Consider the following 15,679-nt stretch of genomic DNA (forward strand, 5'->3'; position numbering starts at 1 on the left):
ATGAATTAAGGTAATAATATGATCTTCATGAGGTCATTCTATAATAAATATCAAAAATTACTATAGTTTTTGAATATTTAAATAAAAAAGTTTTTTCAATATTATAGAAAAACAAAACGGCCCATAAGATGCAGATTTATCCTTGAAATTTATATAGAGAAATAAGGTTAATATCGATGTGGATTTCATTTTATGGAGATCAGGGTGCCTTGAACTTATGCTATTATGAAGCTAGTTGTATAATATATCCATTTTATTGCAGGAAGGAATTTAGTTATGGATTTTAAATCAAGAATCATCGAAGCAGTGACGTCAGCTGAAAAAGAAATCAAGCGTGTAGTGGATGGCCATGAATTGACCATTAAACGCCAAAAAGAAGAGATAGAAGAACTTCGGCAATATGCAAGCCAGGCAGAAGAAATAGAGCGGCTGCAAAAAGAAGTTCAAGAGCTAAGAAAACAGTTGAGAGTTAGTGAAGGGGAAAACTTACTGCTGCAAGTACGCTTGGATTTAGAAGCCGCTAAAGAAAAGAAAAAAACCTCTTCCGAGCTTGTAACGCTCACAGCAAAAGAAAACCCGCCAACTAAAATTTCACAGGAAACGGTGGACAAGCGTGATACCGAAGATGAATGGGAAGATACGCTCCTGCAGGTAAGGAGGGATTTGGAAGCGGCAAATGAAAAGAAACAGCGGGAAAAGACGTATTATGAAAATTCAAGTTCCACTGGTTCATTTGCAGCAACTGATCTTTCTGCAATAAGTGGTTCTGTAAAGCCCGCGATTTACCGCTATAAAGTGAATGTCATTGATGGAACATCCCTTGAAACATTCATACGAAAATATAACTTAGTTGAGCGAGACGCCATATTGCCTCTATATGAAACGAAAAACTCACGTGAGATTTACTTGTATACAGAAGTGGAAACCATCTTTATCGATTTATTGCTAAAAGAAATATATATGGTGAAGGATGAATTTGATAAGCTGCAAGCAAGGTATTCGCCATTGGTTCTGAAGCATAGGCAACTTACGGCTATAAAGCACCCTGTCCGAGAAAAACAAAGTGCCGATACAGCAGGAATTCAGTGGGGGTCAATTGATGCGAAGCCATCTTTTTTAAAGGATCCAATCGAAGATTCGCTGTTCAGTGAGCAAAGCGAATTGAACAAAATGGGGTATCGGATTAGCGGCATCACAAGAGAAGAAAGATGGGAAGTTCTTAGAAGGGCGATTCCGGCATTAGGATTAAAGAAAGTGGTCAATATCATCAGCGCAAATGTGAGGTTAAGAAAAAGACAGAAAAATGGTGAGCAGAAATACCAGTACGCTATCACGGAATGGGAATATGACCTTAGTCAACTTAAGAAAAAGTATTATTATGACGGATTTAAATGGCCTGAGAGTTAAATTGATTGTAAAATCTTCATATTTAACGCCGCAAAAAATTAACGAACACCCTATTTAAAAAGAACTGCCAGGAGAAAATGCGCCAAAATAAAAATAACTGCCCTGTAAATAAGGGGCAGTTATTTTTATTTTGTTATTGCAGCATGCCTTCCAAATAGCCGTATCCTTTCTGTTTCATCTCATCTTGCGGGATGAAAAGAAGAGAGGCGCTGTTGAGGCAATAGCGCAAACCGCCTTTGTCTGCCGGGCCGTCATCAAAAACATGCCCAAGATGGCTGTCGCCTGAGCGGCTGCGCACTTCAATCCGTGTTCCCAAAAAACCATTCTCTTCGTGTTCAGTCACGACAGCAGGCTCAATCGGTTTTGTGAAGCTTGGCCAGCCGGTTTTTGAATCGTATTTGTCTTTTGAAGAGAACAGTGGTTCACCGGTTGTGATGTCCACATAAATCCCAGGTTCGTAATTATCCCAGTATTCATTGGAATAAGCCTTTTCAGTGTCATCTTTCTGTGTAACATTGTATTGAATTTCAGTTAGCTGTGCCTTCAGTTCATCGTCGCTTGGTTTTGGGTAGATCGCCGGATCGATTAAAGCCGGAACTTCCTGGTCTTCAAGCGAGTCGAACTCAACGTGGCAATAGCCGTCCGGATTTTTCTCGAGGTAATCCTGGTGGTATTCTTCCGCAAGGTAATAATGAACAAGCGGCTCGACTTCTGTAACAATCGGATCGTCGTATTTATCCACTTCACCAGCCATGACTTTTTCAATGACAGCGCGGTCTGCTTCATCTTTATAGTAAACACCGGTGCGGTATTGTTCGCCGCGGTCATTGCCTTGCTGGTTCAAGAGCGTTGGGTCGATGATCATGAAATAATGCGACAGCAGCTTCTCCAAATCGACACGTTCCGGGTCATAGCGTACATGGACTGTTTCCGCGTGTCCGGAATTCCGGCGCGTCACATCTTCATAGGAGGGGTTTTCCGTATCGCCGTTGGCATAGCCGGAGGTGACATCATAAACGCCGTAAACCCTTGCCATATAAGCTTCGACTCCCCAGAAGCAGCCTCCCGCAAGCCAGATTTCTTCCAAGTTCGCGGTATCGAAGTCCAGATCCTTATTTGGGTTGTCCGGGAAAGGGGAGGCGGATGCTGCATTATCGCCGCTGTTGCCCGTGCTGCCTGCGGTCTCAGTCAGTGGATTCGAACATCCGGACAATACGAGGAGCAGAAACAGGAAGAAAAGAAGGGATGAAAAACGTTTGATATTCATTGGGATGTCCGCCTTTCGTTATTGAATGGTATCGAATGTTTCTCTTATTTGTTCGTTGCTGAAATGGCCAGGCGAGCTTTTGACAAGTACACCGTCCGAGCCAATATAGACAGATGTTGGATAGGCCAGTACGCCATAATCTTCAAAGACAGGGCCTCCTTCATCCAAAAGGACTTGCACGTTCTCAGTGTTTTCAACGCCTTCGAACCATTTCTTGAATGATTCGCTGTTCTTTTCAGCATTCGAACTTGGCGAAACGATGGACAATACAGCAAAGTCGTTTTCTTCACCAGCCAGTTCATTCAATTCGCTCATGCCGGCAAGGCAGATCGAGCACCAGGAAGCCCAGAACTTGATATAGACTTTTTGGCCTTCGTATTCGGAGAGTTTATGGCTTTGCCCATTTATATCGACAAGTTCGAAATCAGGGGCCGCATCTCCATTATTTGCACTGGGTGCCGATGAACAGCCCGCTAATGCCAGAACGAAAGCCGCAAGCAGCAATATTCTTATCTGTATATTCATCGCAATCATCCTCTGCAAAAGAAGCCCGATAGCTGCAGCTTCGTAGTTTACTTTCATCATATAGCCGAATTGTCAGAAAATACATTGAAGACCCTCCAATAAACAAAAGAAGAGGCTATTTTAAGGCGGAATCGTGAAATTATCCTCAAAGAAACATAATACGTACCTATTAAACGCAGCAGACATTCATTTAGATCATTAAAAAGCCAGCCGATCGATTTCAATAATCACTGGAATCGAGTGGCTGGCGGAGATTATTCGTATTCGAATTTCGCTGAATCCGGACCCAGCCAGACGTCATCGATGAAAGTGGTGATTTCTTTGGCGACATTTTTAGGATCTTCCCAATACAGCATATGGCCGAGCTGTGGGAAAACGGTAAGACGGGCATCTGTGATGGCGCTCGCCAGTTTTTCCTGGTCTTTTCGTGAAGCGATGGTGTCTTTGCCGCCGCAGACGATAAGCGCAGATGCTTTTACTAGATGAAGCTGATCTGGAAATTTCTCTTTCAGCAAAGCTTCGCTAGCTTCTCTCCATACGCGTGCAGGCACTTTTTGCGATTCGCTGAACATCATCTCCAGAAAATCAACAGGTACGGGTTTGATGAAAAGTCCCTCTGTGAAACTTCTGATAAACGCCAAACTGACGGGGTCGCTTAAACGGGACAACGTGGATTCCTGTGTTCTGACAATATCCGGCTTGTCGCCAAGAGCGGAAGGGACGCCCACCAGGATAAGTCCAAGAACCCGCTTAGGATGGCGGGCAGCGAATTTCCTTGCAGCAAACCCACCGCTGGATGCCCCTAGAATAAAAGCTTTCCGGATGCCCATTGCATTCATGAACTGCCGCAAGTCCGCTTCAAAATCCTGCGTCTTGTACGTCATGCCAGGCAGATCAATGCCGTCATGTCCGCGTTGTGTAAAAGCGATAGCCCGAATCCGGCTTGGGAAATGCTCGAACAGCCCTTCAAACGAGCGGCAGGAATCGCCGAGCCCATGCAGCAAAATCATCGGAATGCCAAGCGGATCGCCGGCTTCTATATAAGAAATTTTTCTGTTATTCGGCAAGGTTATTTCTTTGAGTTCTAATACCAATAGATTCCACTCCCTTCAATCCACCACGATGCGGCCATTTTTTGTTGAAAGTTTGATAAGCACATCTCCGCTGCCGAAGCTGACTTGTCCAGAATTGCGTCCGAATACTTCCAGGCGTCCATTTTCAACACGCGCCTGGATGCGGGCGTTGGCAGGTTCGTTTTTGGTATGGATTTCAATACGGCCATTATTCGTTTCAAAGTCGACAGGGAAATCGAGCGTGTCAGTGGTCAATTCGATGCGCCCGTTATTTGCTTTGGCCTGCAGCTCGCCTGACACATCCGTGAAAATGATGCGTCCATTCGATGAGCGGACAGTCATGTCAGCGTCCATTTTTGCCAAATCGATTGCGCCGTTAGCTGTTTCGATATTGACGGCATCACTTTCGACCGCTTGCAAATCGATGCGCCCATTATCCGCTTCAAGGGATAGGTCAGCAACCCGAATATCTTGCGCTTGAATCGTTCCGTTATTGCTGTCTACGATGAGCGATTCCAAACCTTCCTCAGGCACATAGACTTGCAGCGAATAGGAGCGGTGGAAGCCGAAAACGAAAAAGCGGGAACGATCTTCGACTTCTATAAGCAAGCGGCCGCCAGAAATATCTGTTTTCAATATGAAATCCTCGCTATTTCCTGTCAGCACGATGCGGGAAGTACCGTCAGTGCTCGGCAGAAAGTCCACCCGGGAATTTTCCACTATGATTTCCATATCCTCGATTTCTGCATCGAAGGTCTTCTCCTCCAGCACTTCCTGTTCTGCCGAATCTGAATTGTAGATGGCATATAGGATTGCAATGGAAACGATTAAAAAGAGAGCAGTTGCAATAAGCAAAACCTTGATCAATGTTTTCATGGCTGGATTCTCCTTTCTTCAACAAAACATGTGCGCTATTGTACAAGGCGACAGGGGATTTCCAAAGTTTGTTGAATACTTACAATAAGAACAAGAGAAAAAAGGCAATGCGGAAGGAAGGATAATCATGGAATCTGTGCAGAACAGACGGGCGATTGCCGTAGAACGGATTGTCTGGTGGTCAGTGCAAGCCTCTTTGCTGATAGGCATCTATTATATGTACAGCCAAAACAATGGAACGAAGGTATTTATGGGCTTTCTGACCATTGGTGTCATGGTAGCCATCGCACTTGTGCAAAGGCGCTTCCAGTATCCGCTGCCATCCATTTTCGCAAGTATTGTCTATGGCTTCGTCTTTTTTTCGGTCGTTGTCGGAACGTTCGGCGGAGGGTATAAAATCAATCATTTCGACGATTTCCTCCACATATTCTCTGGCATTTGGATCGGCTATGCCAGCTGGCTCATATTCCGCCGGCTAATCCGCAACGGCGGTGCTGCCAATCTTCCGAACTCCTTTATCGCGCTTTACATGATTTGTTTTTCGCTTGCGTCTGCGGCTGTTTGGGAATTGATGGAGTTTGCAGGCGATAAATTATTCAGTTTTACTGCACAGGGCCGAGATCCGGACGATACGATGATCGATATGATCATGGGACTGATCGGCGGCTCAATCAGCGCGTTCGTTATCTTGAAATTGCGTGATAGAGGCAAGGGGAAAAGTGAATTAGAGTAGCAAATGAGCCGCGTCCTCCGACACCTTTTCTATGCTACTGATTTTACCATAAAAGTTTATGGATATCAGAAAAATCAGTTTATTTAAGGTGCTGATTGCTGTACTATTGATTAAAGGAAGTGATTTTATGGAAGGTGTCTTCGCATTTTCACCCGTTATGATGGCTGCAGCAGTTCTAGTGATCGGCCTTATTGTCTTTTTCGTTTTTCGGAACCGTTCGAAGTGATGCAGAGATTTTCAGGCAAGAGGAGGATGCCGTAATGTGGAACTTGAAAAAAGTTATTTATATCGACCGCAGGGTGGAAGAAGTCCATCAATTCGCAACGAATCCGAAGCTTTGGTATCAATGGTACGCGGGCTTGTCGGAAGCCGAAAACTTGCTTGGAACGGGTGGCAAAGGCACGAGCTTGGATTTGAAGTATTCTTTTCTTGGACGGTATCTGGCATTGCATGTGCTGGTTGAGGAAAATGCGCCGGTGAACGATGGATATATTTGGCGATGCCTGATCTCCGGTGCAATCGATGCGACCCAGACTTGGAGTTATTTGCCGGCAGAAGAAGGCACTGTCGTCCAGTTTGAAATGGATTATGAATTGCACGGCAGCATCCTTGGGAAAGCGGCCAATAAGTTTTATGTTAAAAAGCTGATGAACAATTCAGTAGAGCAGACATTGCAGAACCTGAAAGATATCAGTGAAAGTGATTGATGCCAAAAAAGGCAGCTCCGAAAATCATGTGATTGATTTTCGGAGCTGCCTTTATTATTGAAGTGAAGCTTATTTTGTTTTTACTCAACTGTTTCCAACGCGTTGCGTTCAATGATCGTATCCGATAGGCGAAGCTGTTTGGTGGCTTGTTCTATGCCTTTTTCACAGTCCGCGAAATTTGTCGGGCTCCTGGTTTCCAGAGAATAGCAAATGCCTTCACCAGCGGTTTGCGTCAAATCGGGTTCGTAGTAAACGTCTTCATACTGGAATGCACCGTTTCGGAAAACTGTGATGTTAGGTTCTTCGTCCAGCAGCGACTGGCCAAGCATATAGGCGGGTTTCATATTAAGCAAGTCGAGAATAGTTGGTGCAATATCGATCTGTCCACCGCCCGCTTCGACTACTTCTCCTTGTTTCAAGTTCGGCGGTTTGATGAACAATGGAACTTGCCGGTCGAGGCGGAAGGCATCGGGGGCTATTTCAGCATCCGCTTTTTGTGCGAGTTCACCTTCTGGTGCGTTCAATCCACTGTCATGGTCCCCGTAAAATACCACTAATGCATCATCCCACATGTCTTTTTTCTTTAAGTCTTCAACCATTAATCCGATAGCTGCATCGACATAATGTACGGTGTGGTAATAATTCTGCAAAAGCTGATCTTCATAGCCAGTGAGCTCCAACCGTTTCTCTTCATCAGGAATGTCATAAGGCGTATGGCTCGTCAGCGCAACCATAAATGTATAATACGGTTCGGGCAAGTCTTCCATTAAAGACACGGAAGTGCTGAAAAACTCTTTATCATTTAACGCCATGCCGATGACGCCATCATCGGGGAAGTCTTTCTTGCTGAAGAACTGATTGAAACCGATGTTCTTGTAAAAATCATCACGGTTCCAGAAATCTTTTTCAAACGCATGCATGGCTGCCGTTTCGTAGCCGGCTTTTTTCAACAGCCCGGGCAGCGCTTCAAATTCATTGTCCGCGTATTGGGTATAAACCGATCCGGATTTTACAGGATGCAGCGAGCTATTGGTGATAAATTCGGCGTCCGACGTCCGCCCTTCATGGGTCTGATGATAAAAAGACGGGAAGTACAGCATCTCCTGTTTCAACGCGTTCAAGTTCGGCGTCACTTCCTGCTTGTTAATCTGCTGGTCAATGACGGAAGTTTGAAAAGATTCGAGCTGCACCATGATGACATTCGGCTGCTTGGCCGTTGCCGCCACCGGTTCTTCCGGTTTCAGCGTTTCGATTTCCAGCTTTTCCGCTTGAGTGATTTCTTCGCCGAACCCAGTGGCAGCGGCGATACCTTTCGCTACATCGGCACCGTGGTAACCCCAGAAACCAAGCTGGTAATACTCACGCATATTGGAAATCGAACCTTCCACCAGCCAATCTTCTTCATTGGCGTAGCTAGAGGCTAACGGGGCGATGAAAAGCACAAGGCCCAGTGCTGTAACAGAGCCGGCCCACATGCGCCGATTGCGGAGAGGTGTGTTGTCCGCTTTAGTGCGTGTAAAGAATATCAAGAAGGCGAAGAGGAGCAGGTCACCGAAGAACAAGAAATCCTTTGCTTCGATCAAGGTCATGAAGCCGCCGCCGACATCGCCCATCTGGCCGATATCCGACAGCAGCGAAATGGACAATAAGTCTTCGAAATAGCGGTAATACCACGTGTCCGAAATGAGCAGCGTGCTATGAAGAAATAGTGACGCCAGCAAAATCCAGCGGCGGACCTGCGGTTTCAGAACCAATGACCAGCTCGTCAGCACCAGGATGCCCGCAAGATTAATCACAAAGAAATTGAAGTTAAATGCGCTCGCGGTAAACACGCTGAACAAATAGATTTTAGACAGAGACAAAACCAGGTAAACCCAGTAATCTATATCTTTCATGAAAACCTCCAAACCAAATGCGAAACGAGCAAGCATTTTTCTATTCCTTTACCTTTAAAACAAGGCAGAAAAACGTCGGACACTGAATAGAATGTGGCGATAATTTAACAATGTATAATATTTATGAAATTTAAGTAGAAGAAAAGTAGATAGATAAAAAAGATGTGATTGCGCGAACCGCTGCAGCCCATCACTAGCTTATTAGCCAGATGGCAGCGGTTCAATGGAACGCTGGAAATGTGATTATTTGATGTTTTTTTCAAAATTCCTCTTTTCATTCAGAAGAAGTGGGTTGATAATGAGATGGAAAGACATAATAAGGACTGTAAAGAAAAAAGTACATAAAAAGGAAGACGGCTATTGACGACAACGATCACTCGGAAAATTACGCGTCTGATTTTAGCGGCGCTGCTCATTTTTACAATTTTTACTGCATACGGAATTTGGACATTTGCAGGAGAATCGGAACTTATAAAGACCGATGCCGCCATCGTTTTAGGCACGAAAGTCATTGGTGATCAGCCCACGCCTGTGCTGAAGGAACGCATCAATCATTCAATTTGGCTATACGAGAACGGCTATGTGGGGAAAATCATTTTCACTGGAGGCAAGACGGATGGGGCGGATTTCGCCGAATCGGAAGTGTCCCGTGATTATGCATTGAGCAAGAATGTGCCTGCAGAAGATATTTTGATCGAAACGCAATCGATGATCACGGAGGAGAATTTTTTATACGCCAGTGAGATTGCCGCTGAACAGGAACTGGACAGTTTTTTAGTTGTCAGCGACCCCTTACACATGAAGCGCGCCTTGTTGATGGCGCATGTTGCAGGGATAGATGCATATTCATCACCGACGACGAGTTCAGTTTATCAATCACTAAGCAGCCAATTGCCTTTTTTTGCGCGTGAAATCGGCGCTTATGTAGGATATGTCCTGACATTCAGCTTTTTGCATTAAAGGAGTAAGCGCAAACCGCATTGTGGATTGTGCTTCAGAAGGTATACAAAATCTAATCAAAAAGAATAACTGTGTATACCACAACCGGTCTGGCCACTTCGCTTTCCGTGGGCTCAGCTTCAGCCTCCTCGTCACTGGAAAAAGAGTTGCTCCTGCATCGCTGCGCTAGCTTCGTCGCAAACGAGGTTCATCAAACCTCGTTTCCTGCGGGGTCTTCAGCCTTCGCTGTCCCACAGGAGTCTTCGTGGCCAGACCGGTTGTTCGCATGTAGCTCTAATTGAAGAGAGTAACCAACTCATCCACTTTTCATAAACAATCTCTCAAGGATTCGGAGCGCAATGCGGCGACTCCTGCGGAAGAACGGAGTGATGAGACCCCGCAGGAGCTTGCGACGAGGAGGCTCAGCGCTTCGTCCGCGGAAAGCGTCCGCATGTAGCGCAGATTCCGGTATACCTAAAATGCAATGACTTTTATTCTTTAAGTAACTTAAATATTTATTTGTCGACTACCTTAAGCGCAAATCGCATAGCGAGCGGATTGCGCTTTTTTTAGAAATTGTTATTGATTTCGAATTTAAAAGACGGAAAATTTAGATAAATAACTTCCTTTTTTCTATGGGAAAAGGTATAATTAATTAGAACAAGCGTTCTCTTTTTAGATCTTTCAAAACGGCTATGGACATTCGAAGGGGGACTTTACATACGGAATACGATAAGAGGAAAGGGTGAGCAACGTGTCAGTTAATGTGTATATGATTTTCAATGGCAATTGCAGGGAAGCCGCAGAGTATTATGCAGAAGTTTTCAAAACCGGAAAGCCTGAGATTATGCTTTTTGGCGATATGCCGCCAGATCCAAGCTGGGAGATGCCGGAAGAGGTGAAGGATAAGGTCATGCACACGAGTTTGAATATCCATGGCAGCGAAGTCATGTTTTCCGATACCATGCCGAATGCGCCGGTAGTTTTCGGTAAAAACATCAATGTTACGGTGGTATCCGACAATCTTGAGCAGATGACCGAAGAATTCAATCGGCTTGGCCAGGATGGCAAAGTGCAGATGGAAATGCAAAAAACGTTCTGGAGTCCAGCGTATGGTGCAGTCGAAGATAAATTCGGCATTGACTGGCAGTTTAGCTTCGATGATGGAACTAATTTTCAAAACTGAATGCGGAAGTTGGAGGGCTGCATGCAGCCCTCCAGCTTTCTTTTTATTTTTTTCGCATCGACAGCGCCTGCTGAAACTTTTTATGCGCTGTTCCGTAAATAGTTGAAACGGGTATAGAGTTGAAAAACACCCAAGAGTGGAGGACGGATATGGTCATCAGAAAAGTTCAGCGCATCCTTTACAAAACCGATCGTCTGTTAGGAGACGCCAGGGCGGTCCGGAATGGTTCAATTGGCCGCCGGCTTGCCCGGCGAATGGCTGGCAGAGCAGCCAACCGGATATTGAATAAGCTATTCAAGTACTGACATAGCAAAGGAGGTGCCCTAAAAGTGATTTTGGGGCACCTCCTTTTTGCTATGATGTGTAATATTCCTAAGCGATTGATTCCGTTGTTTTCCGGGAAGCACTGCGGCGGGATCTGCCAAGAAGGCTGACAATCAAAACACCGCTGATGGCAATTGCGCCTCCTGCAAGTGACATGCCAGTCGGCAATTCATGAAGCCACATCCAAGCAACAGCTATTGCGACAGCCGGCTCTAAATAGATGAGGCTGGAAACGGAGCTGGCATTCTCCATCGACAATGCGGCTGACCATGTGACATAGGCAATTGCTGCTGGAAAAATTCCGACATAGAGCGTTGCGAAATGAGCTTCCATCGAAGCGTTTTGCACCGCGTCCAACAAACCGGGTGAGAACAACAAGAATGGCAAGGTGCCAGCCCAAGTGAAATAGGCTGTGAGTTCAATCGCAGAATAGCGGGCCAGCAATGGTTTTTGGAAAACAAAAAACACAGCTGAAGCCAGAGCAGCGATAATGACAAGAAGCGCACCGCCTGTCATCGCCAATGATGCGCCGGCCGAGCCGAGCGCAATAATGGAAATTCCCGTAAAGCCTACTGCTAAACCAAGCCAGCCTAGTCCGGTGAGACGTTCCTTTAAGACGAAGTAAGCGATTAATGCGGTAAATATGGGGCCGGAACCGACGAGCATGCCGGCAGTGCCCGCCGAAATGTTTTCCATACCGAAAGTCACGAAAATATGATAAACGCTGATGCCGATCCAGCCCAGCACCAGAATGCGAATGATGTCGCTCTTATAAGGCAAACGGAAAGCTGTTCCTGGCCAAAGTGCATAAATCAGGAACAACAGCGATGCAATAAGGAAACGCATGAGAACATTCTGTCCGGCATCGTAGCCGCCTTGTAGGCCGACACGGATTGCCGCGAACGAAGAGCCCCAGATTAAAATCGAAAATAAGGCCAATGAAAAAGCTTTTGCGTTCAAAAAATCTCCTCCCACTTGTTAAAAACAGACAGCTATTATTATATGCCTAATTGGCGGAAATGTCTTCAGCAAGGAGTGGCAGTCTCAAGATTTACCCGACTCCATCTTATGGCATGGGAGATGAATAAATAGTCGGATTTTATGTTTTTTATTCAAAATATACAGTTCCGTTCCTTTTACTTCTAATGGAATTCGTATTAATATGAAGAAGAATATACAACTAATATACATAGCAGCTTACTAAGCAGCCTTATTCCCGTCGCAGCCGGTGGAGTCAGAAAAAAAGGAGGGAAGGAAAATTCCGTGCCTGGGGTTCTGCATCTAAAACGAGGAGGAGAATATCATGTGGACGCTTGAAAAGAGCATTATTATCGACCGTCCAGTTGAAGAGGTTTATGAATACGGAAGCAACCCGGCGCTTTGGTATCAATGGTATGCTGGCCTTTCCGAACCGAAAAATATGAGCGGTGAAGGTGAGGCAGGCACAAAAGCGGATTTTACCTACACCATGATGGGCATGCATATGCCGATCACTGTCGAAGTGATCGAGAACAAGCAAAGCGGTATGGGCTATTCATGGAAAGGCGAAGTCAGCGGATCGATTACATCCCATCAGCACTGGGCTTACATGAAGGAAGGGCGAGGCACAAAAGTTTCATACACTGAAGCCTATGAAATGCCGAACAGCCTTTTGCGGAAAGTGGCAGATAAATTGATCATCCGCAAGCTTTTGGACAACGCGATGGAACAAACTTTTAAAAACCTGAAGGATGTCTGCGAAGCCAAAAAAATAAGTGCATGAAAAACAGCCAGTTCCCTTTTCAGGGACTGGCTGTTTTTTGTTTGTACATGTACTTATATTGTTGTGTTTTCTATACCGTACAGCACCCATGCTGAAGGGAAGTCGAATCCATGCCCTTCAGGAAGAAGAGCGGCCTGTTCTTTTGTCAGTTCCATCCAGATGTCGGTTTCCTTGCCGTGTTTCATTTTCAGTTTCTGGTATTCAGCGGAAACCGTTTCCCATAAGCCATCCTGCACCATAAGGTCGTCCCATGGGTAGATGGTGTGAAGGTGGTAATGGGCTTTAAAGTCATGCTGCAAAATCAGCACACGGTCGCCCTCCCGGTTTTCGAAAAAAGACCATTCGGAGAGTTTGTCATCGGAAAATAAGGCTTCCGAAGACGGAAAAAGGTAATAGCATTCATAGGGAAACAAGTCGCCAGTTTTTATGTACAATTGCTCGATCCACTGCTTCTTGCGCTCAAGGCTATGCACTTCAGTCCAAGGGGCAACGCCTTTTTCCATCAAGGAAACATCTGTACCGATGGCGCCGATCATCGGCTTGTGCGGCTTCAGGCCAAGCTTCTCCAACACTCGCCGCGCCGGTAAGTTTTCCTCTTGGGTGTTTGCACCGATCCACCGGACATTTGGCCTTTTTTTTGCTTCTTCGATGACATAAGCAGTCAAGCGGGTGGCAAACGATTGCCCGCGGAACCGGACGTCGCTGCGGATGCGTCCAATCATGGCGTAGCTGCCGGCAAAAACAGAAAGTCCGCAAAGGCTCGTTAATTGCCCTTCAACGAATAAACCGTACAACTGGTGGCGTTCTGTTGAAGCGATGTCTTTGAAAATGCGTTTGACATAATCGTCTTCTATTCCTGACTCCATGGCGTCGAAAGCCGGGAAATCTTCGGGTGATAATTTTCGTATGATTGATTCCACGTGCGGACACTCCTGTCTAACTCAATATAATTCTATAATTGCATATTTTCATGGGATTTCACAAATTTGAAAAGGTCTATAGGCGTCTAATGTGGAACATGTTAAAGGTACACATAAGAATTGGAGATCAAAGCACCGATCGTCAGCAGTGGCAATCCCTGCAAAATGCGAATTCGCACGTAGAAGAATGTTGTATTGCGCCAGTAAAGCGGAGGGGCTGCAATATTTGTGAGACATCAAAAAAGAGCCTCTTCCAAATAAGTAGAAGAGACTCTCATAGGTCACCAGAACATCAGGTTCAAGATAATGGTCAGCAAAATCGACAAAATGATGGATATGATGATGCTGCCCATGCAAGACATGCGCATAGAAATCCCACCTTTTGAGTAATGATTTTTATTTACCCGGTTTAGGAGCTAAGTCAAACAAGTAGCGCATTTAACCTAAAGGAGAGAACAAGATGACTGCAGACGATATATGGAATGCAATGGTTGATCTGATAAGCGGCATGGATTATCCGACAGGTGATGCTGTCAAGGATGAAGCTTTTTTGCTGTTCCAATTCCATTCGGCGATGGAGGGCGGAGGGCATGAAAGTTTCCTGAATCTGTTCGAAGAAGACATTGAAAAGGTCGGCCCGTCTACTTTTTTTCACGGTCTGATTCAAAGTTTAATCCGTATCGGCGGCGCCGCGTATGCAGAAATCGAGAAGAAATATGGCTTGCCGTTATGGCAGGGCTATAAAGCGTTGGAAGAAGGCGGCTTAGAAGAAGAGGCGTTTTATGTGCTCATCGAAAAAGCGGACAAGAAATACACAGCTTTAGACCCACAGATGGATCGTTTACTGAAAACTTATTTTGAAGAATTGTATGGAAAACGGGGTAGCAGCTAAAGCAGCAGACTCCAAATCATAATTAATGGAAATGCGGTATATGGGGTATTTTGGATATTTAAAATAGGATAAAAGAATCACTTTCTTCTATATATACAAGCATTTTCACTTATTAATATATTTTTTTCAAATAATACCCTTATTTCGAGATATTAAGGTTTATGCGGCTTGTGCATAGGCAATTAGAAATACAGGGGGTGGCAGATATGAGCATAGATGAACAATTAATCCGCAGGCTTGCGGACCGCGACAAACAAGCCTTATCGGAAATCTATGATCGCTACCATCTGCTGGTCTGGAATTTCGCTCGACGGAACCAGGCCGACCAAGCTTCATGTGAAGAGCTGGTCCACTTTGTATTCCACGAATTATGGGCACGCCCTGTTGAATTTGAGAATGGGCGGAAACTGGCTATTGCGTTGATAGAATGCTGCAAGTCAAAAATGGCCGTTCAGCAAAAAATGAAAAAATGCTGCTAGACAGCCAATAGATAGAAAACGCAGCTCTCCCATTCAAGGGAAGCTGCGTTTTTTCGCTGGCGTCAATCTGTTCTTTTTCGATAGATTCCCAGATAAGCGGACCAGGGGCCAACGTCCTCCTTGTAGCGTTCTGCCATAACACGGACAATCTGGGAAATATGAGTGAGGTCATGGACGGTCCATGTTGCGAGCAGTTCTTTCAAACGCACTGGCCCAAATTCAGGATGCATGCCTGTTAGTTCAAGATGCTGCGACGGATCGACAAGGTCCCAAAGTTTTTGGATATTGTCTTTTCGAAGCTTTTGGAATTCCATGAGCAAGGCGTCAATCGACTGCACTTGCGTTTTTTGCAGATGCGCGAAGCGGTCGAACGGCGGAAACGGCTCGCTTTCACCCTTTGACAAAATCATCTCCAGCCTCGGCATCCAGTCTGAAATCTCTGCTTCGACTAAATGGCCGATGACTTCATAAGCATTCCACGTATCATCGCCTTCATTGCATTCAAGCCAGCCTTCGGACAACCCGGACAAAAAAACTTCCAATGTGCGCGGCGTGCGCTCAAGTATTTCAATGGCTTCTTCAAAATCGAAATTCATGTCAACGTCCCCTTTCTTCATCTATGATTGATATGATTTTAATAGATAATGTGATAAATGGAAACCTATTGCCTGCCAAATTTTTCATGCAGCTTCTT

Annotated in this window: 16 protein-coding genes; 8 read left to right on the plus strand and 8 right to left on the minus strand. The window is 45.2% G+C overall.

What is annotated here, in order from left to right; all coding sequences use genetic code 11:
• Window positions 1-276: 276 nt before the first annotated feature.
• The gene (locus EGV91_RS09525) at window positions 277-1,407 is read left to right on the plus strand and encodes a hypothetical protein (RefSeq protein ID WP_135503040.1); all 1,131 of its coding nucleotides are present in this window, start codon (window positions 277-279) and stop codon (window positions 1,405-1,407) included.
• A gap of 133 nt (window positions 1,408-1,540) precedes the next feature.
• Here the strand turns inward: EGV91_RS09525 and msrB are convergent, their stop codons facing one another.
• The 4 genes from msrB to EGV91_RS09545 form a co-directional block, all read right to left on the minus strand.
• The gene (gene msrB, locus EGV91_RS09530; protein ID WP_135503042.1) at window positions 1,541-2,674 is read right to left on the minus strand and encodes a peptide-methionine (R)-S-oxide reductase MsrB; all 1,134 of its coding nucleotides are present in this window, start codon (window positions 2,672-2,674) and stop codon (window positions 1,541-1,543) included.
• A gap of 18 nt (window positions 2,675-2,692) precedes the next feature.
• Window positions 2,693-3,199: a TlpA family protein disulfide reductase gene (locus EGV91_RS09535; RefSeq protein ID WP_135503045.1), complete on the minus strand. Its 507-nt coding sequence runs from the start codon at window positions 3,197-3,199 to the stop codon at window positions 2,693-2,695.
• 254 nt (window positions 3,200-3,453) lie between these two features.
• Window positions 3,454-4,293, minus strand: a complete 840-nt coding sequence (locus EGV91_RS09540; RefSeq protein WP_135503047.1) for an alpha/beta fold hydrolase — start codon at window positions 4,291-4,293, stop codon at window positions 3,454-3,456.
• Between the two features lie 15 nt (window positions 4,294-4,308).
• Entirely contained in the window at window positions 4,309-5,148 is an 840-nt protein-coding gene (locus EGV91_RS09545) for a DUF4097 family beta strand repeat-containing protein (RefSeq protein WP_135503050.1), read from the minus strand.
• A gap of 127 nt (window positions 5,149-5,275) precedes the next feature.
• Between EGV91_RS09545 and EGV91_RS09550 the strand changes: the two genes are divergently transcribed.
• Together EGV91_RS09550 and EGV91_RS09555 are read left to right on the plus strand one after the other, a co-directional pair.
• A complete protein-coding gene (locus tag EGV91_RS09550; RefSeq protein ID WP_135503053.1) occupies window positions 5,276-5,881 on the plus strand; it encodes a DUF2238 domain-containing protein in 606 nt (201 codons plus the stop codon).
• A 260-nt stretch (window positions 5,882-6,141) separates the two neighbouring features.
• Window positions 6,142-6,588, plus strand: coding sequence for an SRPBCC family protein (locus tag EGV91_RS09555; RefSeq protein WP_135503056.1), 447 nt, complete (start codon window positions 6,142-6,144; stop codon window positions 6,586-6,588).
• Window positions 6,589-6,668: 80 nt separating this feature from the next.
• Here the strand turns inward: EGV91_RS09555 and EGV91_RS09560 are convergent, their stop codons facing one another.
• Window positions 6,669-8,483: an LTA synthase family protein gene (locus tag EGV91_RS09560; protein WP_135503059.1), complete on the minus strand. Its 1,815-nt coding sequence runs from the start codon at window positions 8,481-8,483 to the stop codon at window positions 6,669-6,671.
• 360 nt (window positions 8,484-8,843) lie between these two features.
• Here EGV91_RS09560 and EGV91_RS09565 point away from each other — a divergent pair, with 360 nt between their 5' ends.
• Window positions 8,844-9,443 (plus strand): YdcF family protein, encoded by a 600-nt coding sequence (locus EGV91_RS09565; protein WP_206662867.1) that lies wholly within the window; start codon window positions 8,844-8,846, stop codon window positions 9,441-9,443.
• Between the two features lie 733 nt (window positions 9,444-10,176).
• Window positions 10,177-10,608 carry a VOC family protein gene (locus EGV91_RS09570; protein ID WP_135503061.1) on the plus strand — a complete coding sequence of 144 codons (432 nt, stop codon included), beginning with the start codon at window positions 10,177-10,179 and terminating at the stop codon, window positions 10,606-10,608.
• A 372-nt stretch (window positions 10,609-10,980) separates the two neighbouring features.
• Here EGV91_RS09570 and EGV91_RS09575 read toward each other — a convergent pair whose 3' ends face one another.
• Window positions 10,981-11,892 (minus strand): DMT family transporter, encoded by a 912-nt coding sequence (locus EGV91_RS09575; RefSeq protein WP_135503064.1) that lies wholly within the window; start codon window positions 11,890-11,892, stop codon window positions 10,981-10,983.
• 343 nt (window positions 11,893-12,235) lie between these two features.
• On the opposite strand from EGV91_RS09575, the gene EGV91_RS09580 reads away from it, so the two are divergent.
• Window positions 12,236-12,694 carry an SRPBCC family protein gene (locus EGV91_RS09580; RefSeq protein WP_135503066.1) on the plus strand — a complete coding sequence of 153 codons (459 nt, stop codon included), beginning with the start codon at window positions 12,236-12,238 and terminating at the stop codon, window positions 12,692-12,694.
• A 53-nt stretch (window positions 12,695-12,747) separates the two neighbouring features.
• Here EGV91_RS09580 and EGV91_RS09585 read toward each other — a convergent pair whose 3' ends face one another.
• Window positions 12,748-13,614 carry a GNAT family N-acetyltransferase gene (locus EGV91_RS09585; RefSeq protein WP_135503069.1) on the minus strand — a complete coding sequence of 289 codons (867 nt, stop codon included), beginning with the start codon at window positions 13,612-13,614 and terminating at the stop codon, window positions 12,748-12,750.
• 460 nt (window positions 13,615-14,074) lie between these two features.
• Between EGV91_RS09585 and EGV91_RS09590 the strand changes: the two genes are divergently transcribed.
• Complete coding sequence (locus tag EGV91_RS09590) at window positions 14,075-14,506, plus strand: hypothetical protein (RefSeq protein WP_135503072.1); 432 nt, start codon at window positions 14,075-14,077, stop codon at window positions 14,504-14,506.
• A gap of 206 nt (window positions 14,507-14,712) precedes the next feature.
• Window positions 14,713-14,985: an RNA polymerase sigma factor gene (locus EGV91_RS09595; protein ID WP_135503074.1), complete on the plus strand. Its 273-nt coding sequence runs from the start codon at window positions 14,713-14,715 to the stop codon at window positions 14,983-14,985.
• 62 nt (window positions 14,986-15,047) lie between these two features.
• Here the strand turns inward: EGV91_RS09595 and EGV91_RS09600 are convergent, their stop codons facing one another.
• Window positions 15,048-15,581: a DinB family protein gene (locus EGV91_RS09600; protein ID WP_135503077.1), complete on the minus strand. Its 534-nt coding sequence runs from the start codon at window positions 15,579-15,581 to the stop codon at window positions 15,048-15,050.
• Between the last annotated feature and the right edge of the window lie 98 nt (window positions 15,582-15,679).

Source organism: Planococcus koreensis, from assembly GCF_004761975.1.
In the GTDB taxonomy this organism is placed as follows: Bacteria; Bacillota; Bacilli; order Bacillales_A; family Planococcaceae; genus Planococcus; species Planococcus koreensis.